This is a genomic window from Luteibacter sp. CQ10 (assembly GCF_040900725.1).
Classification (GTDB): domain Bacteria; phylum Pseudomonadota; class Gammaproteobacteria; order Xanthomonadales; family Rhodanobacteraceae; genus Luteibacter.
Genome location: NZ_JAEUYM010000001.1, coordinates 1436132 through 1457377, shown reverse-complemented (window position 1 = coordinate 1457377; position 21246 = coordinate 1436132). Strand labels below are relative to the sequence as shown.

General features: G+C 65.8%; 19 protein-coding genes. 11 read left to right on the top strand and 8 right to left on the bottom strand.

What is annotated here, in order from left to right; all coding sequences use genetic code 11:
* Window positions 1-13: 13 nt before the first annotated feature.
* The 3 genes from JNG39_RS06320 to JNG39_RS06310 all read right to left on the bottom strand — a co-directional run bounded on the left by JNG39_RS06320 (window position 14) and on the right by JNG39_RS06310 (window position 6464).
* A complete protein-coding gene (locus JNG39_RS06320) occupies window positions 14-2461 on the bottom strand; it encodes a TonB-dependent receptor (protein ID WP_368310309.1) in 2448 nt (815 codons plus the stop codon).
* 306 nt (window positions 2462-2767) lie between these two features.
* Window positions 2768-5266: a glycoside hydrolase family 3 N-terminal domain-containing protein gene (locus tag JNG39_RS06315; protein ID WP_368310813.1), complete on the bottom strand. Its 2499-nt coding sequence runs from the start codon at window positions 5264-5266 to the stop codon at window positions 2768-2770.
* Window positions 5267-5450: 184 nt separating this feature from the next.
* Window positions 5451-6464, bottom strand: a complete 1014-nt coding sequence (locus JNG39_RS06310; protein WP_368310308.1) for a LacI family DNA-binding transcriptional regulator — start codon at window positions 6462-6464, stop codon at window positions 5451-5453.
* A 292-nt stretch (window positions 6465-6756) separates the two neighbouring features.
* Here JNG39_RS06310 and JNG39_RS06305 point away from each other — a divergent pair, with 292 nt between their 5' ends.
* A complete protein-coding gene (locus JNG39_RS06305) occupies window positions 6757-8190 on the top strand; it encodes an MFS transporter (protein ID WP_368310307.1) in 1434 nt (477 codons plus the stop codon).
* Window positions 8191-8230: 40 nt separating this feature from the next.
* Here JNG39_RS06305 and JNG39_RS06300 read toward each other — a convergent pair whose 3' ends face one another.
* The 4 genes from JNG39_RS06300 to JNG39_RS06285 all read right to left on the bottom strand — a co-directional run bounded on the left by JNG39_RS06300 (window position 8231) and on the right by JNG39_RS06285 (window position 12671).
* Complete coding sequence (locus JNG39_RS06300; RefSeq protein ID WP_368310306.1) at window positions 8231-8533, bottom strand: EthD family reductase; 303 nt, start codon at window positions 8531-8533, stop codon at window positions 8231-8233.
* A 47-nt stretch (window positions 8534-8580) separates the two neighbouring features.
* Complete coding sequence (locus JNG39_RS06295) at window positions 8581-9333, bottom strand: SDR family oxidoreductase (RefSeq protein WP_368310305.1); 753 nt, start codon at window positions 9331-9333, stop codon at window positions 8581-8583.
* 192 nt (window positions 9334-9525) lie between these two features.
* On the bottom strand, window positions 9526-10905 hold the full coding sequence (locus JNG39_RS06290) for a sigma-54-dependent transcriptional regulator (RefSeq protein ID WP_368310304.1): 1380 nt from the start codon (window positions 10903-10905) through the stop codon (window positions 9526-9528).
* The gene (locus JNG39_RS06285; RefSeq protein WP_368310303.1) at window positions 10902-12671 is read right to left on the bottom strand and encodes an ATP-binding protein; all 1770 of its coding nucleotides are present in this window, start codon (window positions 12669-12671) and stop codon (window positions 10902-10904) included. Before JNG39_RS06285 ends, JNG39_RS06290 begins: the two co-directional genes overlap by 4 nt.
* A gap of 97 nt (window positions 12672-12768) precedes the next feature.
* Between JNG39_RS06285 and JNG39_RS06280 the strand changes: the two genes are divergently transcribed.
* The 10 genes from JNG39_RS06280 (at window position 12769) to JNG39_RS06235 (ending at window position 20070) form a co-directional block, all read left to right on the top strand.
* The gene (locus JNG39_RS06280) at window positions 12769-13869 is read left to right on the top strand and encodes a porin (RefSeq protein WP_368310302.1); all 1101 of its coding nucleotides are present in this window, start codon (window positions 12769-12771) and stop codon (window positions 13867-13869) included.
* A gap of 3 nt (window positions 13870-13872) precedes the next feature.
* Window positions 13873-14364, top strand: a complete 492-nt coding sequence (locus tag JNG39_RS06275; RefSeq protein WP_368310301.1) for a hypothetical protein — start codon at window positions 13873-13875, stop codon at window positions 14362-14364.
* A gap of 157 nt (window positions 14365-14521) precedes the next feature.
* Window positions 14522-15265, top strand: coding sequence for a thermostable hemolysin (locus JNG39_RS06270; RefSeq protein WP_368310300.1), 744 nt, complete (start codon window positions 14522-14524; stop codon window positions 15263-15265).
* Entirely contained in the window at window positions 15259-16749 is a 1491-nt protein-coding gene (locus tag JNG39_RS06265) for an AMP-binding protein (protein ID WP_368310299.1), read from the top strand. The genes JNG39_RS06270 and JNG39_RS06265 overlap by 7 nt, the downstream gene beginning before the upstream one ends.
* On the top strand, window positions 16736-17407 hold the full coding sequence (locus JNG39_RS06260; RefSeq protein ID WP_368310298.1) for a TenA family transcriptional regulator: 672 nt from the start codon (window positions 16736-16738) through the stop codon (window positions 17405-17407). Before JNG39_RS06265 ends, JNG39_RS06260 begins: the two co-directional genes overlap by 14 nt.
* Window positions 17404-18057 carry a tetratricopeptide repeat protein gene (locus JNG39_RS06255; protein ID WP_368310297.1) on the top strand — a complete coding sequence of 218 codons (654 nt, stop codon included), beginning with the start codon at window positions 17404-17406 and terminating at the stop codon, window positions 18055-18057. The genes JNG39_RS06260 and JNG39_RS06255 overlap by 4 nt, the downstream gene beginning before the upstream one ends.
* Before the next feature lie 2 nt (window positions 18058-18059).
* Window positions 18060-18869: an SDR family oxidoreductase gene (locus JNG39_RS06250; RefSeq protein WP_368310296.1), complete on the top strand. Its 810-nt coding sequence runs from the start codon at window positions 18060-18062 to the stop codon at window positions 18867-18869.
* Complete coding sequence (locus JNG39_RS06245; RefSeq protein ID WP_368310295.1) at window positions 18866-19180, top strand: hypothetical protein; 315 nt, start codon at window positions 18866-18868, stop codon at window positions 19178-19180. Before JNG39_RS06250 ends, JNG39_RS06245 begins: the two co-directional genes overlap by 4 nt.
* A 77-nt stretch (window positions 19181-19257) precedes the next feature.
* On the top strand, window positions 19258-19524 hold the full coding sequence (locus tag JNG39_RS06240) for an acyl carrier protein (protein ID WP_368310294.1): 267 nt from the start codon (window positions 19258-19260) through the stop codon (window positions 19522-19524).
* 117 nt (window positions 19525-19641) lie between these two features.
* Entirely contained in the window at window positions 19642-20070 is a 429-nt protein-coding gene (locus JNG39_RS06235) for a CBS domain-containing protein (RefSeq protein ID WP_368310293.1), read from the top strand.
* Window positions 20071-20116: 46 nt separating this feature from the next.
* Here JNG39_RS06235 and JNG39_RS06230 read toward each other — a convergent pair whose 3' ends face one another.
* Complete coding sequence (locus tag JNG39_RS06230) at window positions 20117-21238, bottom strand: zinc-dependent alcohol dehydrogenase family protein (protein WP_368310292.1); 1122 nt, start codon at window positions 21236-21238, stop codon at window positions 20117-20119.
* Between the last annotated feature and the right edge of the window lie 8 nt (window positions 21239-21246).

Below are 21246 nucleotides of genomic sequence, written 5' to 3'. Positions count from 1 at the left end.
AGACCGCGCTACCTCAGAGCCAGACGCCGAGCTGGATGCCGTAGGTGCGTGGCGCGAGGTACTGCGACACGTACTGCAGCGAGCCGTCGGACATCAGGAAGCGCCCGGCACTGGTTCGGATCTTCCCGTTCGATACGTTCTGCACATAGGCATTGACCCACCATTTGTCGCCCGGCTCGCTATAACGCAACGCCACGTCGCCGCGCGTGTAAGCCTTCTGCCGGTCGCCCTCGCCCAGGTTGAAATAGCTCAGCCACTGCGCGCTCTGGTACTGCGCACTGAGCCGTGGCGTCAGGCGGCCGCCATTGCCGAGCTGGAAATCGTGCTCGAAGATGGCCGTGAGCGAGAAATTCGGCGCATGCGGCAGGTCGTTACCGGTGACGTTCGCGCAATTGGCGAGGTTGGATTCCGGCGGGCATGCCGGCAGGCCCTGGTAGTCGTTCGAACCGGCGTAGACCAGCTTGCCGAGTTCCTTCTTCGGAATGGCCGAGAAGATCAGGTTGAAACGATCGCCCTGCCGCTGGTACGCCAGTTCCGATTCGATACCGAATACCTTGGTGCTGCCGCCCACGTTGGAGAAGCCCAGCCCGTGGTTGCCATCGGGATAGACGATCGGTGCGGAAAGCTGGAAGTTCTTGAAGTTTTCGTAGTAGACCGCCGAGTTCCATGTCAGGTGCCCGTCGAGGAAGGCGAACTTGCTGCCGACTTCGTAGTTGGTCAACGTCTCGGGCTTGTACAACGTGCCGGCGTCCTGCGTGCCGCCCGACTTGTAGCCGGTGGAGACGCTGGCATACACCAGGCCGTTCTCGCTGACGTCGGTATCCAGGCGGAGCAGCCAGGTGGGCTTGCCCTTGCTGTATTTGGCGGTGTTCCGCTGCGAGATGCTGAAGCCGTTCGACGGGTCCGGATATACATCCGGGGAGATCGGCACCTGTGGCACGGTGGGATCATACGCCCAACCCCAGTTGATGCCGCCCTTGTTTTCCTTGTCGTCGTGCGACCAGCGTGCGCCGCCGGTGAGTCGCCAATGGTCGCTGAGGTGCCAGGTGGCCTGGCCGAAAAGGGCATACGATTCCACCGTTTCCTTGGGCTGGATGAACGATCCCTGCCAGTTCACCGTGCCGTAGCGCGTACCGTTCATGATGGGAATGTCGAACCGGATGCTGTTGTCTTCGTAGCCGTAGTACGCGCCGAGGATCCAGTCCACGGTCTGCGGTCCGGTGGACTTCAGGTTGATTTCCTGGCTCCAGTTCGTGTACGTCGAGCTGTTGGTACGGTCGTCCTGGTATACGCCGTTGGTGGTGAAACTGGTCGGTACGCTGACGCCCACGTCCTGGTCGAAGTCGCTCTGGCCGGAGTAATGGTTGTAACCCGCGATATAGCTGAGCTGCACGCCGTCGGTGATGTTCCAGTCCATCCGGCTGCGCACCGTGCTCGAGGTGCGGTGCAGGTAGGGCGCGGTGTCGATCAGTGCGGACCAGAATTTCTGTCCCTCGCGCGGCGTCTGCATGAGGCTCATGCTGGGCGTGCCGCGATCGATGAAGTACTCGTACGACAGGTTCCACTTGAACGCATCGCTGGGCTGCCACAGCGCGCTGACACGCGCGGCGGATTGATCCTGCGAGTTGTACTTGTCGCCGCCCTGCACGTACTGGCCCGGATCGATCGGCTTGAACCCGGCCAGCGTGCCACCCGACGCCGGTGAAGCGAGATAGGCCGCCTGCTGATCGGCGAGGCTGGGAAGTTGTCCCGACGGCTTCTGGTAATCGACGTAGCCATCGTGCTGCTCATGCACCACGGCGACGCGCATGGCGAAGGTATCGCTGATGGGCAGGTTGAAGGCGGCGCGCGAGCCGAACTGATGGTAGTTGCCCGCTCCTACTTGCGCATTGCCATAGAAGCCGCCGCCAATCTCCGGCTTGGCGGTCTGGAAGCTGATCGCACCCGCGGTGGAGTTGCGCCCCCACAACGTACCCTGCGGACCACGCAGCACTTCGACGCCGTCCATGTCCAACAGCAAGCCCGATGCGGCCTCGGCGCGAGGCGCGTAGATGCCGTCGACGAACGTGGCGACCTCGGGATCGGCGTATTCGGTCTTGGCGCTGTCGTTACCGATGCCGCGCAGCGTGAGCGTCACGACGCCATGGTCGCCCTGCGACGTGCCCTGGAGGCCAGGAACCAGTTTGGTCAGGTCCTGTACCGTCATGACCCGCTCACGGTCGAGCGTATCGACGGCAATCGCCGTCACCGCCACCGGCGTCTTCTGCAGCGGCGTATCGCGCTTGGTGGCGGATACCGAAATGGCGTCCAGGTTCTGGACTTTCTTCTCCGCCTTGTCGGCGGCGTCCTGACGGTCGGGTGACGGTTTGGGCGCCGTCGTGTCCTGGTCCGCTGCGAGCAGCGTGCCGGGAGCGAAGGCAAGTGACATGGCGACGTACATCAACTTGTGACGCAGATTCATCTGGTTCTCCCTTGATGGCTTGGTTCTGTGCGGTCCGTCGCGTGCGACGGCCATGACACCATTTCCCCATTCCCCAAGCGCCGCCCCCAAGAATGACAGCGCTGTCATTATCGAATCATAGAACGCTGCTGCCGGGAAAGCTTGCCGCAGGGCAACAAGCGTTCCGCACTTACCAAACTCTATAAAAAAAGCCTCGCAGCGCCTTCCGATCTCTTCCCGACCTGGATAATGGTGCAAAAGCAAATGGACGTCCGAGTGCGCAAGCCATGGCACGTGACCGCGCGGCCATGACTCCGTGGGACGTCGTTACGGCTTGCTCCCGTGAGCGGGGCACGTCAACGTGCGATCCGTGACCGTACCCAGTGACACATCGGTAATCGCGATCTGCCCGGCGGAACGGCTGGACCATTCAAAGGGCTGGTCGACCTTGCTCATGTCCGCGCCGGCGTCGCGAAAACACTTCAACGGGATGCCCACGCGCAGCCATTCGCCGCGCGGCAAGGCGGCGAGTTGCCGCCCGATGGGTACGTCTCCGCCACACCCGGCACCGCAGCCGACGCCGATGGTCGACGTGTCATCCGGTGCCAGAGCATCCACCTTCAACGTCGTGACCAGGAGCACGTCGCCGTTGGTCTCACGGTCCATATCGAGCGGTGCGGGAGCCACCAGGGCCACGTTCGATGCGCCGCCGCCCTTGGCGCTCCAGTGGAAACTGCGCGCGTCCTCCTGGGCTTTGTAGTCGAGGGCACCGATGCGAAGGCTGCCGTCTGCCGTAGCGGCCGGCGTGGCGCTCACATGCGTCGCCATGCCATCGGCACCGGTCAGGTTCAGCACGAAATCACGCGCTGGCTTGCCGCGGGTGAAGTAGACACCCGCCTGCGCGGAACTCAGTTCGACGCCGGGATCCTCGGGCAGCGGTCCCATCGACTTGCGGTCGGCATAGGTCAGGCCGAAGCCCAGCGGAAACTGTGGACGATCGTCCTTCGCGATCGCGCCGGTGACCTGGAGCGCGTTGCGTGGCCAGACATAGGCCAGCTTGCCGTGGAAGTCGTGGTCGACGCGGCCATCGCGGTTGCGCAGCAACACGTCCGCGATGCCCTCCCCTTCACTGCCCGGGAGCCACGCCACGACGAACGCGTCGGCGGCATTGATCTCGCGATTCATCCACAGCGGCCGCCCCGTCAGGAACACCGCCACGACGGGCACACCCTGCCCGCGCAGTTTGCGGAGCAGCGCCAGGTCGCGATCGTTGCCGGGACGGTAGGCGAGGTTCGGCAGGTCACCCTGGAACTCGGCATAGGGATCCTCGCCGAACACGACGATGGCGACGTCGGGCTTCTGCGCGTAAACCCCATCCACGGAGAGCTCGGCGTGGCCGCCGGCGGCTTCGATCTGCGTCCGCAGCCCGGCCCAAATGGAGGTGGCGCCCGGGAAATTGGCATTGGTCAGGCCCGTCCCCTGCCAGCCCAGGGTCCATCCGCCGTTCTGTTTTGAGATGTTGTCGGCGCCGTCGCCGGTCACGAGGATGCGCTTGCGCGGATCGATCGGGAGGACACCGCCATTGTTCTTCAGCAACACCAGCGATTCACGCACGGCTCGGCGGGCAACCGCGCGGTGGGCGGGACTGCCGACGACCTCCGCCGAGGCCATCGCCAGGGGATGGGACGACGGAAGCCCGGCGTCGAACATGCCCAGGCGCAACTTGACGCGCAGGATACGCGTCACCGCATCGTCGATGCGGCTCATCGGGATTACGCCGGCTTTTGCCTGGGCCAAGGTGTTCTTGTACAGGCCTTTCCACGAATCCGGCGCCTCGAGCATGTCCAGACCCGCGTTGTACGCCGGGGCGCAACTCTCGTTGGTGCAGCCCGGGACCTGGCCATGGGCGTTCCAGTCCCCCAGCACGATGCCGTCGAAGCCCATGCGCTCCTTCAGCACCCCAGTGATCAACGACCGGTTGCCCGCCATCTTGACCCCGTTCCAGCTCGAGAACGAGACCATGACGACCTGCACGCCCGCGTTGATCGCGGGCGGATAACCCGCACCGTGTACGTCACGCAGTACCGCTTCGCTGACCTTCGCGTCACCCTGGTCCTTGCCATCGTGGGTGCCTCCGTCGCCGAGGAAATGCTTGGCGGTGGCGATGACGTGTCCCGCGTCAAGGAACTGCGGCGTACCCGGCTTGCCTTCCAGGCCTTCGATCACCGCGGCGGCGTACTGCGCGACCCATGCCGGGTCTTGCGAATAGCCCTCGTAGGCGCGTCCCCAGCGCACGTCCTGCGGCACGGTGAGCGTGGGCGCGAACGTCCAGCTGATGCCGCTCGCACGCAGCTCACGCGCGGTGACCTCGCCGATCTCACGGATCAACTCAGGATCGCGCGCGGCGCCGAGCGCCGAATTCTGGGGGAACAGCGTGCTCCCGACGAGGTTGTTGTGGCCATGCACGGCGTCGATACCGAACAGCACCGGGATGGCGAGCCTCCCGTGGGAGGCATCCATGGATGCGCGGTAGAACGCATCCGACAATGCCTTCCAATCCGACGCGTCCGGGAAGGGATGCCCGGGGGGCTTGGAGTTCCCGCCGGCCAGCACCGAGCCTAACCGGTACTGGCGCACGTCGTCGGGCGTCACGTCCTTGATGTCGGCCTGGATCATCTGGCCGACCTTGTCTTCGATGGACATCTTCGCCAGCACGTCCCGGATCCGCGATTCGATGGCGGGATCGCGCGGCAACGGCGATGCCGCTTTTGGCCAGAAGTCCGGGTGGGCGGTGGCCATATCGTCTGCCATGGCGGGAAAGGTCATCAGCAAGGCACCGGCAATAGACAGCGCCACGGGAATGCTTCTCGAAAACGGCGGCAATGGCACGACGGGGCTCCCTGCGCGCGCACCGACGGCACGCTTTTCGGAGCGGATGATGTCAGGTATGACAGCGCTGTCAATTTGCTATGCAGCATGGCCATCGCCGCTCCCCGGCCGGCGACGCGCTTCAGGGAGCGGCGGCGGTCGAGCCGCGAACCTGCAGGGAGAACGGAATCTGTACGAGCCGCCCGGCACCCTGCCCGCGCAGATCGGCCAGAAGCTGCTCGGCGGCAATCTTGCCCATCTCGCGACTGGGCTGCTGGACGGTGGTCAGTGCCGGCCAGAGCTGACGTGACAGCGGCGTGTCGTCGAAACCGCAGACCGACACGTCCTGGGGCACCTTCAGGCCATACTCCCCCGCCGCCCACATGACGCCGGTGGCCATGTCGTCGTTGGCGGCGAACACCGCGGTCGGCCGCTTTCGCAAGGAGAACAGCTTTCGCGCCGCTTCCACGCCAGAGGCGAAGGTAAACGCGCCCTGCACCACCAACGCCGGATCCTCGGTCAGGCCCGCGGCGGCCATCGCCTCGCGATAACCCGCGAGGCGCCAACGGCTCGCACCGTGGTTCGCGATGCCGATGACGTGGGCGATTCGCCGGTGTCCCAGGCCGATGAGGTGTTCGACCATCGCACGCGCGGCGAGCTGCTCGTCCATCGTGACGCCCAGGGCCTTGCCGCGCCGCAAGGGCGACACGCTGGCATAGGGAACGCCGAGTTCGCGCAGGCGCTTCAGCAGGGGCGCGTAGTCGGTGATGGGAGGCGTCAGCACGACGCCATCGGGATGGTGGTCGGAAATCAGGGCATCGACGCGCCGGATGAAGTCGCTGTCCCGCATCCGCAGGGGGCGCAGCATCATGCTGTAGCGATGGGCATCGCAGGCTTCGAGCACGCCGTCCTGGATCTCCGCCAGGTAGGTCGATGCCGGGTTGTCGTTGTTGTCGTAAAGCATCGCGATGACGAACGAGCGATGGCCCGCCAGGCTGCGCGCCGACGGGTTCGGGCGGTAGTCCATCGCTTCCATGGCGGCCCGCACGCGTTCACGCGTGGCATCGGTGACGTTGGCCTCGTCGTTGAGTACGCGTGACACCGTCTTGGGCGATACGCCCGCCTTACGTGCCACATCTTCGAGGCGTACCCGCATGGATTCTCCGTTGTCGTCACGCTGTCGATCGACTATGCCGTCAGGATCGGCCGCTTTTCAAGGGCGGCCCGAGCCGTCGATGCTGCGATTGCAACATGCGGGATACTCCCGGCCGTGCCATAACTGTGCAGGGAGGGAGTATCCATGAGCTGCAACAACCCTTGCACGGGCCGGCCACGTGCGTGCTGAGCGTGTCTCCGACGCGGGTAGCTATCCCGCGGAGAAAGGCGCGGAACAGGCGCAGGTTCCGATCACCAGGCGGTCCACGCTCTCGTTCTGGCAAATATGGAACATGTGCTTCGGCTTCCTCGGCCTCCAGTTCGGCCTCGCGCTGCAGAATGCGAACGTCAGCCGGATCTTCCAGACCCTGGGCGCGGACGTGAACGACATCCCCGCCTTGTGGATCGCCGCGCCGTTGACCGGGCTGATCGTGCAGCCGATCGTCGGCCACTATTCCGATCGCACCTGGAACCGGCTCGGTCGGCGCCGGCCGTACTTCCTCGCGGGTGCCCTGTTCGCCTCGCTGGCCCTGTTATGGATGCCGAATACGCCCGCGCTGTGGATGGCCGCCGGGTTGCTGTGGATTCTGGATGCGTCCATCAACGTCTCGATGGAGCCCTTCCGCGCCCTCGTCGGCGACCAGCTGCCCGCACGGCAGAGCCCGGCCGGCTTTGCGATGCAAAGCTTCTTCATCGGTGCGGGTGCGGTGGTCGCGTCCCTGTTGCCCTGGGGCCTCGCGAGGCTCGGCGTCGCCAACGTGGCGGCCGACGGCGGCATTCCGGACACGGTCAAATACGCCTTCTACATGGGCGGCGGCGTTCTCCTCGGGGCCGTGCTATGGACGATGCGGACCACCCGCGAGTACTCGCCCGCGCAGTTGCGATCGTTCGCCGACGCGGTGCCCGAGCGACCACGGGTCGACGTGTCGAGCGCAGGCAAGCCTGGATGGCTGCTCATGCTGGCCGGTGCCGCGGTGGTGGTTGCGATTCGACATTTCTCGTTGGAGAAGGAGGTTTACTTGCTGGCCGGCGGCCTGATCGCGTTTGGCCTGCTGCTTGTCTGGCTCAGCCGCACGGCGAGCCGGGGGATGCTCCGCGAGATAGCCGGCGACCTGTACGGCATGCCCGAGTCCATGCGGCGGCTGGCGGGCGTACAGCTTTTCTCCTGGTTCGCGCTGTTTGCGATGTGGATCTACGCCACGGCCGGCGTCACCCAGACGATTTACGGCACGTCGGATACGGGTTCGGCGGTGTACAACGAGGGAGCCAACTGGGTCGGCGTGCTGTTCGCCGCGTACAACGGGTTCGGCGCGCTGGCCGCGGTGGTGATTCCCCTCATGGTCCGCCGCTGGGGCTTGCGCATGAGCCATGCCGTGAACCTGTGCCTCGGCGGCGTAGGCCTGCTCTCGTTCCTTTATGTCCGCGACCCGCGTTGGTTGCTTGCTTCGATGGTCGGCGTCGGTTTTGCCTGGGCTTCGATCCTGTCGCTGCCTTACGCGTTGCTTTCCGACGATGTGCCGACGGCGAAGATGGGCGTGTACATGGGGATCTTCAACGTCTTCATCGTGATCCCGCAGGTACTGGCCGCCAGCATCCTTGGAATGTTGCTGCGTTTGTGTTTTCACAATCAGCCGATCTGGGCACTCGGGATCGGCGGGATCAGCCTGCTGATGGCGGGGGTATGTACGCTTTATGCGCCGACGCCGAAGAGGCGACGTGCGGCATGATCCACGGTCCATCGTGCCTCAGGTGTCGAACCCGTCTCGCTCAGAATGGCTGGAACAGGCTGCGGAGCACCACGGTCGCATCGGTGAAGTTCTTCACGTCCTCCATCACCTGCTGCGTTTTCGGGCTCGCCAACGCGTCGTGTACCCCCTGCTCCGAGGCGAAGGTGTAGACGCCGATGGATATCCACTGGCCGGTCTCCGCATACGGGAAGAACGCTTCCGCCGATTGGAGTCCATGCTCTTCCCAGCACGCCTTGGCCAGCCTGAAGTGCTGGTTCGCGTAGTAGTCCCGATCGAATCGCACGCCCGCGTCACCCGTGCAAACCACCATCATCTTCGTCATGTTTTCTTCTTTTGCGATTCGCTGTGCTGAAGGGGTCACCCGCGGGGTTACGCGCTTATCCCGCCATCGACGAGGATGCCCGAACCGGTGACATAGGCGGCGCCGGGTCCGGCGAGGAAAGCAACCGCGTCGGCGACCTCACGCGTTTTTCCGTATCGGGCAATGGACAGGCTCGGGAGAATGGAAGGCGCGAGGGGACCGTCGGCGGGGTTCATGTCGGTGTCGATCGGGCCCGGACGGACCAGATTGACGGTAATCGCGCGGGGCCCCAGTTCACGGGCGAGACCGCGGGTGAAGCTCTCCATCGCGGACTTCGTGGCCGCGTACACCGCGATGCCGGGGAACGGAACGGCCAGCCCCGCGTTGCTGCCGATCGTGACGATACGTCCGCCGTCCGGGATGTGCTTCAGCGCCGCCTGGGTGGTCACGAATACCCCGCGCACGTTGACGTTCAACTGCAGGTCCATCTCTTCCAGCGTTAGGTCCGAGAAGGGTCCGGCGACAAGAACGCCCGCGTTGTTGATCAGGATATCCAGGCCGCCCAGTTCGGCGACGGTACGTTCGACCGCCGCGATCGAGGCGTCGGGGCTGGCCGCATCCGCCTGGACGGCGATGGCCTTGCGTCCCAAGGCGCGAATCTCGGCGGCGAGCGCCTCGGCCTTCTCGGCCGACTTCTCATAGGTGATGGCGACATCGGCACCGTCTTCGGCCAGTTTCAGCGCGATGGCGGCGCCGATGCCGCGCGCGGCGCCCGTAACGAGGGCTCGCCTGCCGGCCAGGGGAAGAGAGGAAGGGTTCATGGCCATTCTCGTGCAAGGTAGTTATGTATCGTTCGATATATAAATCCTACCGACATCGTTTCCCGGGCACAAGGTCTCAGCGCACGAGACGCACCAGGAGGGGGTGGAACCGATGCGGCGGTCGCCTCGGCCATGGCGGCCCGACCGCGCTTGCAGTACTTAAAGGGCGCCGTCGCTCTAGCGCTTTCCGGCTCAGCTAAGCCCGTAACGCTTGATCTTGTACCAAAGCGCCCGCTCGCTGATCTCGAGCAGCCGCGCGGCAGCGGCCTTGTTGTTGCTTGCCGCTTCGAGTGCCGACTCGATCAGCCGTCGTTCCAGTTCGTCCACGTGCGGCCGCAATGCCAATGACGGCCCGAGCGACGCCCCGGCTGGGGAACCCGCCGTCGCCACCGGTTCGGAAACCGTCGTGCTGGCCAGCTCGGCAGGAAGGTGCGCCACGGTGATGGTGTCGCCGCGGCACAGCACCATGGCCCGCTCGATGAGGTTTTCCAGTTCCCGAACGTTGCCCGGCCACGCGTACGTCTCCAGGATGCCCAGGGCTTCCGGTGACATCCTCGGCGGTGCCCTGCTGAGTTCGACGGAATACTTCTGGATGAAGTAGTCGACGAGCAGAGGAATGTCGTCTCGCCGGTCGCGGAGCAGCGGCACGTCGACGCGCACCACGTTGAGCCGGAAATAGAGATCGCGCCGGAGCATGCCCGCATCCACCGAGTGCTGCGGTTCGCGGTTGGTCGCCGCGACGACACGCAGGTCGACCGGCGTGGCCACGTTGCTGCCCACCTTCTCGATGACCGACTCCTGCAGGACGCGCAACAGCTTCGCCTGGAGGCCGATCGGCATCTCCGTGATCTCGTCGAGAAAGAGCGTGCCGCCGCTGGCGAGCTCGCATTTGCCGATGCGGTCGCGCGCCGCGCCCGTGAACGCGCCTTTGACGTGCCCGAACAATTCGCTTTCCAGCAGGTCCGCCGGAATGGCGGCACAGTTGATCGGCACGAAAAGGCCGCTGCGGCCGGAGGCGACATGGAGTGCACGGGCCACCAATTCCTTGCCGGTGCCGGTCTCGCCCACGACGAAGACGCTACTACGCGCGGGCGCCACCTGTCGCAGCAGCGCGTAAAGCGCCTGCATGGCCTGGCTGGTGCCGACGAAGTCTCCCCAGCCGCGCGATACCTCGTCTTTGAGAAAGCGGTTTTCGCGCTGGACGACTTGCATCGTCAGGGCGCGGGTAACCGCCATCTCGATGGTTTCCATCTCGAAAGGCCGTATGACGTAGTCGGCGGCACCCACCTTCATCGCGGCGACGGCCGTCTCGATCGTTCCGTAGGCCGTCATGACGATCACGGGAAGATCGCTGCCGGCGTCACGCAAAGCCGTCAGCAGACCGATGCCGTCCAGGCGGGGCATGCGCAGGTCGGTCAACACGAGATCGAACGATCCGGACTCGATCTTCGCGAGGGCTTCCTCGCCGTCTCCGGCCTGCTCCACCTCGTGTCCCATGGACTTGAGGGCAAGCTCGAGGATGCGTCGCATCTTCGCCTCGTCGTCCACCACCAGGATCCGTTTCGTCGTCATGTGCCGGGCGTCTGCTGTTTGAAACAAAGGTTGAAGGACGCACCGCCCCACGAGCTTTCGCCGACGGACAGGGTGCCGCCGTGAGCCTGCACGATCTGCTGCACGATGGTGAGGCCGAGGCCGATACCGCCTTCCCTTCGGCTGAAGAACGGGTCGAAGACGTGCTGCCGGAATTCCGGCGGAACGCCTGGCCCGTCGTCGGCGACGCTGATCCACAGCGCGTCCTCGTCGCGATGGGTGCTGACCCGCACGCGCCCGCCCTCGCCGACGAAAGACAGCGCGTTGAGGATCAGGTTGAGGAACACCTGCATGAACTGCTCCCGGTCGCAGCTGAGCACGACGTCGCCGTCGGACTGCCTCGACAGGGTCACGCCGGCGCGTTCGACACGGGATTCGAGCAGGACGATCACGCTGTCTACGATCTCGATCACGTCGTGCGACATGAATTGCGGCGGTTGGGGACGCGCGCATTCGAGCAGGAGCGTCACCAGCCGATTCAGCCGCTCGGTTTCGCTGAAGATGAAGCCGATCAGCTCGCGCTGCCTTTCGTCGAGGTCCGGCTCCCTTTGAAGAAGCTGCGCCGAGCTGCGCAGGATCCCCATCGGCGTCCGGACCTCATGCGCCATGATCGCCGCCATCTCGCCGACCACGGCGAGCTTGCCCGCGCGAACGACCTGTTCACGCGACTGTTCGAGCGCCTGGATCATCTCGGTATAGGCCCGATGAAGCTCGTCCACTTCGGACGTGGCGCGGGACGGCTTCGCCGGAAGCGAGGTCTGCCCCTGGCGAAAGCCGCGGGTGAAATCGGTCAGGGCCACGATCGGGGCGACGATGCGGTCGGCAAGCCGTGACGAGATCCATAACCCTGCGAGCAAGGTGGCCAGGAGCACGCCGACCATCGCCCAGAGAAGTGCCCAGATCGGACCGTACGACACCGTCGTCGGTTCGAGCATGAGGGTATGCCACCCCAGACCCTCGAACGGCGGCGACCCACCCGACGTGGCCGCACCGACCAGAAGCTCTCCATACCCGAGCCCGCTTCCGTCATGCACGTACGATGTCGACCCGGCGGCGGGAAGCTCCCAGTGTTTCAAGTGAAGCTGCCTTAGTTCCGGCTTAGCACGAAGGGCCGACGATGCACCGAGCACCTCGCCGTCGCGGTCGACCAGGAGCAGCCCTCGCGAGCCGCGGTTCACGGCGCCGTCGAGCAGATCCTGCACGGCCCGCCAGTCGAGGAAGGCGTAGAGATAGCCGATCGAGCCGTCGCCGAACGCATTGGGAATGGCCGTGCGCAATACGATGGCTTTCGTGCCCCCGCCATCGGACGACAGCGCCACCGAAATGGTATCCAGGCCCTGTCCGGGAACCGCCCGCCAATCCGATAAGCCGGGCGCTTGGCCGCCGATGTAGGATGCGTCGCTGGCGGCGACCACCCGCCCCTGCATGTCGGTGCAGAGCAGCGCGTCGTAGACCTTGTCCTGACCGGCGCGCAGGTTGGAGAGGAAACGGGATAGCCGCTTGTCGACGTCCTTCACGCGGATGTCCTGCATGACTTCGATACCTCGCCAGACGCGCATGTTCTCGACATGCGAAAACAGGAAGGTGTCGATGCGCTGCATCATCGCGGTCGCGCCGAAACGGAGGTTTCCGGCGATCTCCCATTGCAAGGCGTTGCGGAACTGGAAGAACGACAACGCGCCGACCACGGTCATCGTGCCGAGCATGGTCCAGAACAGGAGCCGGAAGAGTGCCGATCGTGTCGTCAAGGCGGGTCAGCTTAGGGAATGCCTGCGACAGTGTCGCAGAATCGGGCGTAGCTTATGCCATCCTCCGTTCGTCGACGTTTCGCCCCGAAGGTATTTCATGAGCCGGCATCCGCTTCGTCCCCTGGTCCTGGGCGTGATCGTCCTGGGGTCGGTCTTCTTTATCGCGAACGGTGCCCGCGCGGCCGACACGACGGAAGGCGGCGCATGGCAGGCGGCCCCCTATTCGCTCGGCCAGGGACTGTATTTCCCGGGCCTGGGACTGCGCCTCGGCGGATACGCCGATGTGCATGTGTTCGATCTCGACGGCTCGCGCGCCAATTCGAGTCTGCGCGACGTCAGCCTGTTCGTCACCAAGGACCTGGGCGACCGCTGGCAGTTCTTCACCGAACTGGCGACGTCCCGCACCGTGAACGTGACCGGCGCCGAGAATGACGGCGGCGAGGCGAAAATCGACGTGGAACGGGTCTACGCCGACTTCCACGCGACGCCCGCCATCACGCTCCGCGTCGGCAAGTTCCTCACGCCCATCGGCGAGTGGAACCTCGTCCACGCCGATCCGCTGACCTGGACCGTCTCGCGCCCTCTTGCCACCTCCGCCGCGTTCGCCCGCCATGCGGCGGGCGCCATGGCCTTCGGTACGGTCGCGGTCAAGGGGCGGGACCTCGACTACTGGGTGTTCGCGGACGACAGCAAGAACCTGGGCGTGGGCCAGGATGCGGACGACGCCTTTACCGATTACACCGGCGACCGGAGCCCTCGAAACAACTTCCGCCATGCAGTGGGCGGCCGCGTGTTGTACCACCTGGCGGGCGACAGCCTTGCGGTGGGCGCGTCCTACGTCGCCTACCAGCTGGAGGAACCGCGGCACGACTACAAGCTGACCGGCATCGATTTCACGTGGACCACGCGGTACGTGGAACTCACCGGCGAGGCGATCTACCGAAGCGGCGCGTCGCCGCTTTCCAGTGAGCGCGGCGGCTTCGTCGAGGCGGGCTTTCCCATTGCGTCCCACCTGTACCTGATCGGCCGGGTCGAGCGTTATCACACGTCCGTGCCGGAAACGACGACCCTCGTCCGAACCGAAGCGCTCAACTATCGCCCCATTCCCGGGTTGGTGCTGAAGCTGGAGCATCGCAACACCAAGGGCGGCGACATTGTCCCGTCCGGCTGGCTGGCGTCGATCTCGGTGTTGTTCTGAGCCATGCTCACGCCGCGTAACGCCGCACGCGTCCTGCTCGGCGGCCTGGCTCTCGCGGGCCAGGCCGCCGGAGCGGCGCAGGTACAGGTCGCCATCATCACGGCGCCGACCGCCCCTCACCTGTCATTCGACCGGGATACGCTTCGCAACGTCTATCTCAAGCGCATCTTCGTCGACGACGACGGCACCCGGCTGAGACCGGTCAATCTCCCGGCCGACTCTCCCCTGCGCGAAGCGTTCACGAGAGTCGTCCTGCACATGGCGGAACGGCCGATGCAGGATTACTGGGACAGGCAGTACTTCCAGGGAGTGAGCCCGCCTTACGTGCTGGCGTCGGATGAAGCGGTCGTTCGTTTCGTGGCATCCACGCCCGGTGCCGTGGGCTATGTGGCGTCGTGCCACGCCGACGGAAGCGTTCGTGTCGTGATGCTGCTTCCCTTGCCGCCGGCGATCAACGACGCGGGCCTGTGTCCGAATCGCACCGGCGCTCCCTGAGTCCTACGTTTTTTGCAGACAATCCGTGCGCACTGCAAGAAACGAAGGGCCTTTCCGCGCGTAAAAATTTCGCTTTTCATCAGGCTATTCATGCAGATACGTACGATGGCATGAATATCGCTTCGTAGGGGCTACCCACCCCGGCGAACGATGCCCCATGTCCCTGACCCCGCTGCCGCGCCCGTCCGACCCTTGCGTGCTCGATACCGTGGAGCCCTTGCTCGACGAGCTGCAAAGCCCGGTGTGCGTGGATGTCCTCGATGAAGGGCATCCCGACCGAAAACACGCCGAGGCCTTCGTCCATCGCGTCTTCAAGCGGCGCTACGGTGCCGACGTCACCACGTTCCATCCCACCCTGCTCGGTTTCCGCGACGCGACGCAGTACCGTGCCGTCGTCGGATTTCGCGGTGGTCTCGAAGGCGCGCTGTTCTCGGAGCAGTACCTGTCCGACCCGGCCCAGCAGATCATCGCCGATCGGCTGGGCGTGCAGATCGGTCGCCATGGACTCGTCGAGGTGGGACACCTCGCCCTCGACAGGCCAGGCGATACCCGCTGGTTGATCTCGGCCACCACCCAGCACCTGCATGCGCGCGGCTACCGTTGGGTGCTCTTCACGGCGACGCGCATGCTCTTCAACGCGTTCCATCGCCTCGGGCTGCATCCCATCGTGCTCACCGACGCGCGGGCCTCGCGCCTGGACGACGGCGGTCGGCACTGGGGCGATTACTACCACGCCCATCCCGTCGTCTGCGTGGGCAACATCGAATCGGGCCAGGGGAAGCTGCACCGTCACGTCGGCGAGTCGCAGCCCAGGCTACGCGCGCTGCTTCGCGATGCCCGGGAAAGTGCCGCTCCGGGCGGGTCCCTGCGCGCCTCGTCGTGCGGAGGCGCCTCATGCTGAACGTCCTGAAACAACTTGCACGACATGCGTTCGAACAGCCGGAGAAAGTGGCGCTGGAAGATGCCGCTTGCGCGATGGCCTACCGGCAACTCTTCCGGGCGGTGGCGGAGGTCGGCGCGCATATCGCCGCCGAGCGCGTTGCCGTGATGGTAGGCAACGGCGTGCCATGGGCGGTCGTCGACCTGACCATCGCTCAGTGCGGTGCCGTGGCGATCCCGGTGCCGCCTTTCTTCAGCGACGAGCAGGTCGCGCATCTGCTGACCGATGCGGCGCCGGACCTCCTCATCACCGATCGCCCCGACTACGGTGTGCCGCTGTCGCGCGTCCTGCGTCACCAGACGGTCGTCGTGGCGCACGCCGAACTCCACTTCTACACGCTTCAGCCGGCAAGCCGGCGCACCCTGCCCTCCGATACCGCCAAGATCACCTATACGTCGGGCACGACCGGACAGCCCAAGGGCGTCTGCGTCACGCGAACGGCCATCGGCGAGGTGACCGAAGCGCTGGCGAGCGCGGCGGCGGCGCGCGTCGAGGATCGAAGCCTGACGGTCCTTCCGCTCTCGACCCTGCTCGCGAACATCGGCGGGATCTACGTACCGATCGTTCGTGGCGCGACCGCCGTGCTGCCCGCCCTGGCGCAGTGCGGATTCACCGGGTCGAGCGCGGTCGATCCCGGCATGTTCGTCAGCGCGTTTCACCGGTGGCTTCCCACCGCGACGATCCTCGTTCCGCAGTTGCTGAAGCTTGCCGTGGAGTGCGCCCAGGCCGGAGCGCCGCTCCCTCCCTCCCTGCGGTTCGTCGCCGTGGGTGGCGCGCCCTGCTCCGCGCCGCTGCTCGATCGCGCACGGACGCTCGGTATCCCCGCTTACGAGGGCTACGGCCTTTCCGAGGCCACGTCGGTCGTTAGCATGAACCGTCCCGGCAGCGAACGCCCCGGAAGTGTCGGCATGCCCTTGCCGCACGCCGGGGTCCACGTAGCCGACGACGGTGAAATCGTGGTGTCCGGCGCGCTCTTCGCAGGATACCTGGGACAGTACGAGGCGCCTCCGAAGACTTGGCACACCGGAGACATCGGATGGCTCGACGCGGACGGCTTCCTCTACGTCAGCGGCAGGAAGAAGACCGCGTTCGCCACGGCCTTCGGGCGCAACGTATCGCCGGAGTGGGTGGAGAGCGAACTCATCGCGACGCGAGCCATCCAGCAGGCCGCCGTGTTTGGCGAGGGGCGCGAGTTCAACGTCGCGGTCGTCGTTCCGATGCCCGGCGCCCAGCCCGCTCACATCCAGGCCGCCATCGACGCGACCAACGCGCGCTTGCCCGACTACGCGCGCGTGCGCGAATGGTTACAGGCCGACGCGCCGTTCGGCGCCGCCAACGGCCTCGCGCGGTCCGGCGGCGCCTTGAACCGCGCGGCGATCGCCGCGCGTTACGCCCTACCCATCGAAACCCTCTACGAGAGAGGAGAGCAGCATGTCCAACCATGACCGTCTCGTGCGCGAGACGGAGGCCCATCGCCAGGCGTTCCTGTCGATTCCCATCATCCAGAGGGCGCTGCGCGGCAACGTGTCGCCACGCGAATACGTCGCCTTCCTGGGCCAGGCCTATCAGCACGTGAGGCAGACCGTCCCGCTCATGATGGGCATGGGGTACCACCTCCCCGAACGGCTCCGCTGGATGCTGCCTGCCGTCGCGGAGTACATCGAGGAGGAGATCGGCCACGACCAGTGGATCCTCGACGACCTGCACGCCTGTGGCGAAGACCCGGAGCGGATCCGGCAAGCGCCGCCCATGCGCGCCACGGAGCTGATGATCGCGTACGCCCACGACGGCATCGCGCGCGGTAACCCCGTGTCGTTCCTGGGCATGGTGTTCGTGCTGGAGGGCGTCAGCGTGGCGCTTGCCACGCGGGCGGCCGGGGCGCTGCAGGCCGCGCTCGGCCTGCCCAAGTCCGCATTCCGCTACCTGACCTCGCACGGCGCGCTCGATGTCGATCACGTCGGCTTTTACCAGCAGCTCGTCGATCGCCTGGAGGAAGACGAAGACCGGCACGTGCTGATCCATGCGGCAAACCGCTTCTACGAGCTTTACGGAGACATCTTCCGCGAGATCCACGCCGCCACTTCCGAGGGAAAGCTGCCATGACGATGCCCCGTTCGTTCACCGCCATCCTGGTGTCGGCATGCCTTGCCGCCCTACCCGCCCTTTCGCATGCGGACGATGTCGATATGGCGATCAAGACCCTGGCGCGGGATTGGTCGCACGTGACGTACGAAGTGCCCAAGGCGCAGCAGGACGACGCGTACACCGCGCTCGAAACGCAGGGATCGGCACTGATCGCGCAATACCCGCGGCGTGCCGAGCCGCGCGTGTGGCAGGCCATTATTCTTTCCACGCACGCCGGCGAGCATGGCGGTCTGGGCGCCCTCGGCATGGCCAAGCGCGCTCGCGATCTCCTGCAAGAGGCGCAGAAGATCCAGCCCGACGTGTTGAACGGCTCGATCTATACGACGCTGGGCAGTCTCTACTACCAGGTGCCCGGATGGCCGCTCGGCTTCGGCGACAAGGACAAGGCCCGATCCCTGCTGGAGAAAGCGTTGCAGATCGATCCGGATGGGATCGATCCGAATTATTTCTACGCCGATTTCCTCTACAGGACCGGCGACAAGGCCGGCGCCATGACGCATCTCCGGAAGGCACTGGCCGCGCCGCCGCGAGGCGATCAGCCGCTCGCCGACAAGGGTCGGCGCGCCCAGGTGCAGAAGCTCATCGACACCCTCTCCGCGGACAAATGACCATGACACTCGACCTACGTGGACAACGCATTCTTCTCACCGGCGCGGCGGGAGGCATCGGCCGCGAACTGGCGGCGGCGCTGGGTGCCAAGGGCGCGCGTTTGGGCCTGCTGGGACGTACCGACGCCTCGGTAGCCAGCCTCGAACATCTCGTGGCCACCCGCCGGATGGATGCGATCGTCCTCCAGGCCGACCTCACGGACGCCACGGCCCGTCACGCCGCGGTGGCACGCATGGCCAAGGGGTTCGGCGGCATCGACATCCTGATCAACCTGGCCGGGGTCCTCGACTTCCGCTTCTTCGACCAGGCGGACGCCAGCGCGGTTACGCGGACGATGCAGGTCAACGTCGAGGCTCCCATGCAAATGGCGCGGGAGGTATTGCCGGAAATGCTCGGACGCGGATCGGGACGCATCGTCAACGTGGGGTCCACCTTCGGCAGCATCGGTTACCCCGGGTTCGCCGCGTATTCGGCGAGCAAGTTCGCGCTGCGCGGCTTCTCCCAAGCACTGCGACGGGAGCTTTACCGCACCGGCGTGGGGGTGACCTATGTCGCGCCCCGGGCCGTCCGCACCGCGTTCAATCCTCCCGCCGTCCACCTCATGGCGGAACGGAAGCTCATGCGCATGGACGAACCCTCCTGGGTCGCGTCGCACGTGGTGCGTGCGATCGAGAAGGAGCGAAGTGAGGCCTATCTGGGTTTCCCCGAGAGCTTTTTCGCACGGCTCAACGGTATCTTCCCGTCGCTGGTCGACGGGGCGCTCGCGAAGGCCCTGCCGGGTCTTTCGCACCACGCGCGAGGTGTGTCATGAGGGCTCGCAATACCTATTTCGTGTCCCCGGACGAGCGGTTCGCCCGGGACCGGCGCAGCAGCCTGTCGATTCCCGTCGGTCGCGAGGCCGGCGAAGACATCGTGGCGATGGTGACGGTCGAACGCATCGTGGCGCATCTGGAGTGGCATGCGCTCATATGGCGCGGCGCTCTCGTGTGGATGGAAATCAGCGGCAGCTGCGCCGATATACCCGACGCCGTCGGAGCCCAGATACGCAACCGTATCGCCGAATGCCAGGTCAAGGGGAAAGCCCGGCTGGGCCTCGTTCGACAATCCGAAAGCTGCCGGTAAGCCCACGCGGCTACGATCGTCGCGCTCTTGCCGTTCGGACCTCGCCGTCCGATGCCATCACGTGGAACCCATCACCGATGACCGATCCGATCGAAGACCGCGTGATCCGCATCATCGCCCGCCGCGCGGGCATCGATGCCGCGGCCATCGTGCCGACCGCCACCCTGCAAACGCTGGGGGTGGCGTCTTTCCACGGCATCGAGATGACGTTCGAGATCGAGGACGATTTCGACGTCAACGTACCGCTGGAAGCCTGCGACTTCACGCGGGATACCGTGGAAGACATGGTCCAGGCGGTTCGCGAGGCACTCACGCCGTCGTCGAAGGCACGGTCGTCGCGCTAGGCGACGTGCTACGCGCCGAAGTCCTCGCACTTGACCGGCGTCAACGCGCCCGTACCGGTGCCGTGGAACATGTGTTTGGAAGCCGGCAATCGCGCCATCGCTCCACGGGAGGTCGCCATGCGCGCCATCGACATCGGACGCACGCATGTCATCACCGCGCTGCCCGAGACGCCGGTCGGTGACATCGCCCACCTGATGGTCGCGCATCAGGTGTCCTGCGTCGCGATCGTCGACGCCGAGAACGTTCCGGTGGGCGTCATCTGCGAGCGGGACCTCGTCGTGCATCCCTGGCGCGCCCATGCGGACGTTCGGGCGACCGACATCATGTCGAAGCCTGCCGTGGTCTGTCATCTCGACGCATCGCTCGCCGAGATCGTCCAGGCCATGGAGAGCGGTTCCATCGCCCACTTGCCCCTGGTGGACGCCGGCCGATCCCTGGTCGGGATCGTTTCCGCCACGGACGTTACAGCGGCGGTAGCCGAGCTCCTGGCACGCCTTGCCCGTGCCCTGGCACCGGATGCGCTGACCGACCGCCCCTACGCATGAGGGGAAGCGCCGTGTGCGACGAGGCGGCGAGGCCATCACGCAAGCCCTAGGGAACAAGGACCGCGGCCCCCTCCAACGCGCCGTTGCGCAGGTCGGCCAGCGCCTGGTTGGCCGCGGACAACGGGTAGGTCCGGGTCGTCGTGCGAACGCCCCGACAGACCGACGAAGAGAAGAAGCGACGTGCATCGTCCCGGGTGAGGTTGGCCACCGACGAAATCTCCCGTTCCTCCCACAGCCACCGATAGGGAAACGACGGAATATCGCTCATGTGGATGCCTGCGCAGACGACCTTTCCGCCCTTGCCCACCGCACGCAATGCGGTGGGCACGAGCGATCCGTCCGGCGCGAACAGCAGGGCGGCATCCAGCGGTTCGGGAGGCATCCTGTCCGATCCGCCGGCCCAGGTGGCTCCCAGGCGTCGCGCGAACGCCTGTGTCGCCGTGTCCCCGGGGCGCGTGAATGCGAACACCGTCCGCCGCTGTGCCACGGCCACCTGGGCAACGATATGGGCCGACGCGCCAAACCCGTACAGCCCTACCCGCATGGCGCGATCCGTTTTCTCCAACGCACGCCAGCCGATCAAGCCGGCGCACAGCAACGGCGCGGTGGCGACGGGATCGGCGTCCGCCGCGAGCCGGACGCCGTAGGCCGCGTTCACGATCACATGGGTGGCGAAGCCCCCGGGACGGGTGTATCCCGTGAAGGTCGCATGGTCGCAGAGGTTTTCGCGGCCATCGAGGCAGTACGCGCATCGTTGGCACGTACCGGCCAGCCAGGGCACGCCCATCCGTTCGCCTTCGTGCACGTCGTCGACGCCCGCACCCACGGCGATCACCGTGCCGACGCATTCATGGCCCGGAATGACCGGCCTTGCGATGTGGGGCAGCTCGTCATCCACCACGTGCAGGTCGGTTCGGCATACGCCGCAGGCTTCCACGCGCAGGAGCAGCTCGCCGGGCAAGGGTGACGGCATGGCGAAGCGACGTGGAACCAACGGCTCGCCCGCCCGCTCCTGCACCATGGCCAGCATGGTATCGCCGGCCACGCCGGTGCACAGGCTACCGGCCTGCCGGGGATCCCCTGGTCCAGGCCATGCATGGACCATCTCGCCGGTCGCCGACAGACCCGGATAGATCCTCAGGGACGGCGTGGCCTCGATGCGCACCATCGTGCTTC

Excerpts from the sequence above, each read along its gene's own strand:
- JNG39_RS06320 (WP_368310309.1), bottom strand. The coding sequence starts at position 2,461 with ATGAATCTGCGTCACAAGTTGATGTACGTCGCCATGTCACTTGCCTTC.
- JNG39_RS06315 (WP_368310813.1), bottom strand. The coding sequence starts at position 5,266 with ATGACCTTTCCCGCCATGGCAGACGATATGGCCACCGCCCACCCGGAC.
- JNG39_RS06310 (WP_368310308.1), bottom strand. The coding sequence starts at position 6,464 with ATGCGGGTACGCCTCGAAGATGTGGCACGTAAGGCGGGCGTATCGCCC.
- JNG39_RS06305 (WP_368310307.1), top strand. The coding sequence starts at position 6,757 with ATGTGCTTCGGCTTCCTCGGCCTCCAGTTCGGCCTCGCGCTGCAGAAT.
- JNG39_RS06300 (WP_368310306.1), bottom strand. The coding sequence starts at position 8,533 with ATGACGAAGATGATGGTGGTTTGCACGGGTGACGCGGGCGTGCGATTC.
- JNG39_RS06295 (WP_368310305.1), bottom strand. The coding sequence starts at position 9,333 with ATGAACCCTTCCTCTCTTCCCCTGGCCGGCAGGCGAGCCCTCGTTACG.
- JNG39_RS06290 (WP_368310304.1), bottom strand. The coding sequence starts at position 10,905 with ATGACGACGAAACGGATCCTGGTGGTGGACGACGAGGCGAAGATGCGA.
- JNG39_RS06280 (WP_368310302.1), top strand. The coding sequence starts at position 12,769 with ATGAGCCGGCATCCGCTTCGTCCCCTGGTCCTGGGCGTGATCGTCCTG.
- JNG39_RS06275 (WP_368310301.1), top strand. The coding sequence starts at position 13,873 with ATGCTCACGCCGCGTAACGCCGCACGCGTCCTGCTCGGCGGCCTGGCT.
- JNG39_RS06270 (WP_368310300.1), top strand. The coding sequence starts at position 14,522 with ATGTCCCTGACCCCGCTGCCGCGCCCGTCCGACCCTTGCGTGCTCGAT.
- JNG39_RS06265 (WP_368310299.1), top strand. The coding sequence starts at position 15,259 with ATGCTGAACGTCCTGAAACAACTTGCACGACATGCGTTCGAACAGCCG.
- JNG39_RS06260 (WP_368310298.1), top strand. The coding sequence starts at position 16,736 with ATGTCCAACCATGACCGTCTCGTGCGCGAGACGGAGGCCCATCGCCAG.
- JNG39_RS06255 (WP_368310297.1), top strand. The coding sequence starts at position 17,404 with ATGACGATGCCCCGTTCGTTCACCGCCATCCTGGTGTCGGCATGCCTT.
- JNG39_RS06250 (WP_368310296.1), top strand. The coding sequence starts at position 18,060 with ATGACACTCGACCTACGTGGACAACGCATTCTTCTCACCGGCGCGGCG.
- JNG39_RS06245 (WP_368310295.1), top strand. The coding sequence starts at position 18,866 with ATGAGGGCTCGCAATACCTATTTCGTGTCCCCGGACGAGCGGTTCGCC.
- JNG39_RS06240 (WP_368310294.1), top strand. The coding sequence starts at position 19,258 with ATGACCGATCCGATCGAAGACCGCGTGATCCGCATCATCGCCCGCCGC.
- JNG39_RS06235 (WP_368310293.1), top strand. The coding sequence starts at position 19,642 with ATGCGCGCCATCGACATCGGACGCACGCATGTCATCACCGCGCTGCCC.
- JNG39_RS06230 (WP_368310292.1), bottom strand. The coding sequence starts at position 21,238 with ATGGTGCGCATCGAGGCCACGCCGTCCCTGAGGATCTATCCGGGTCTG.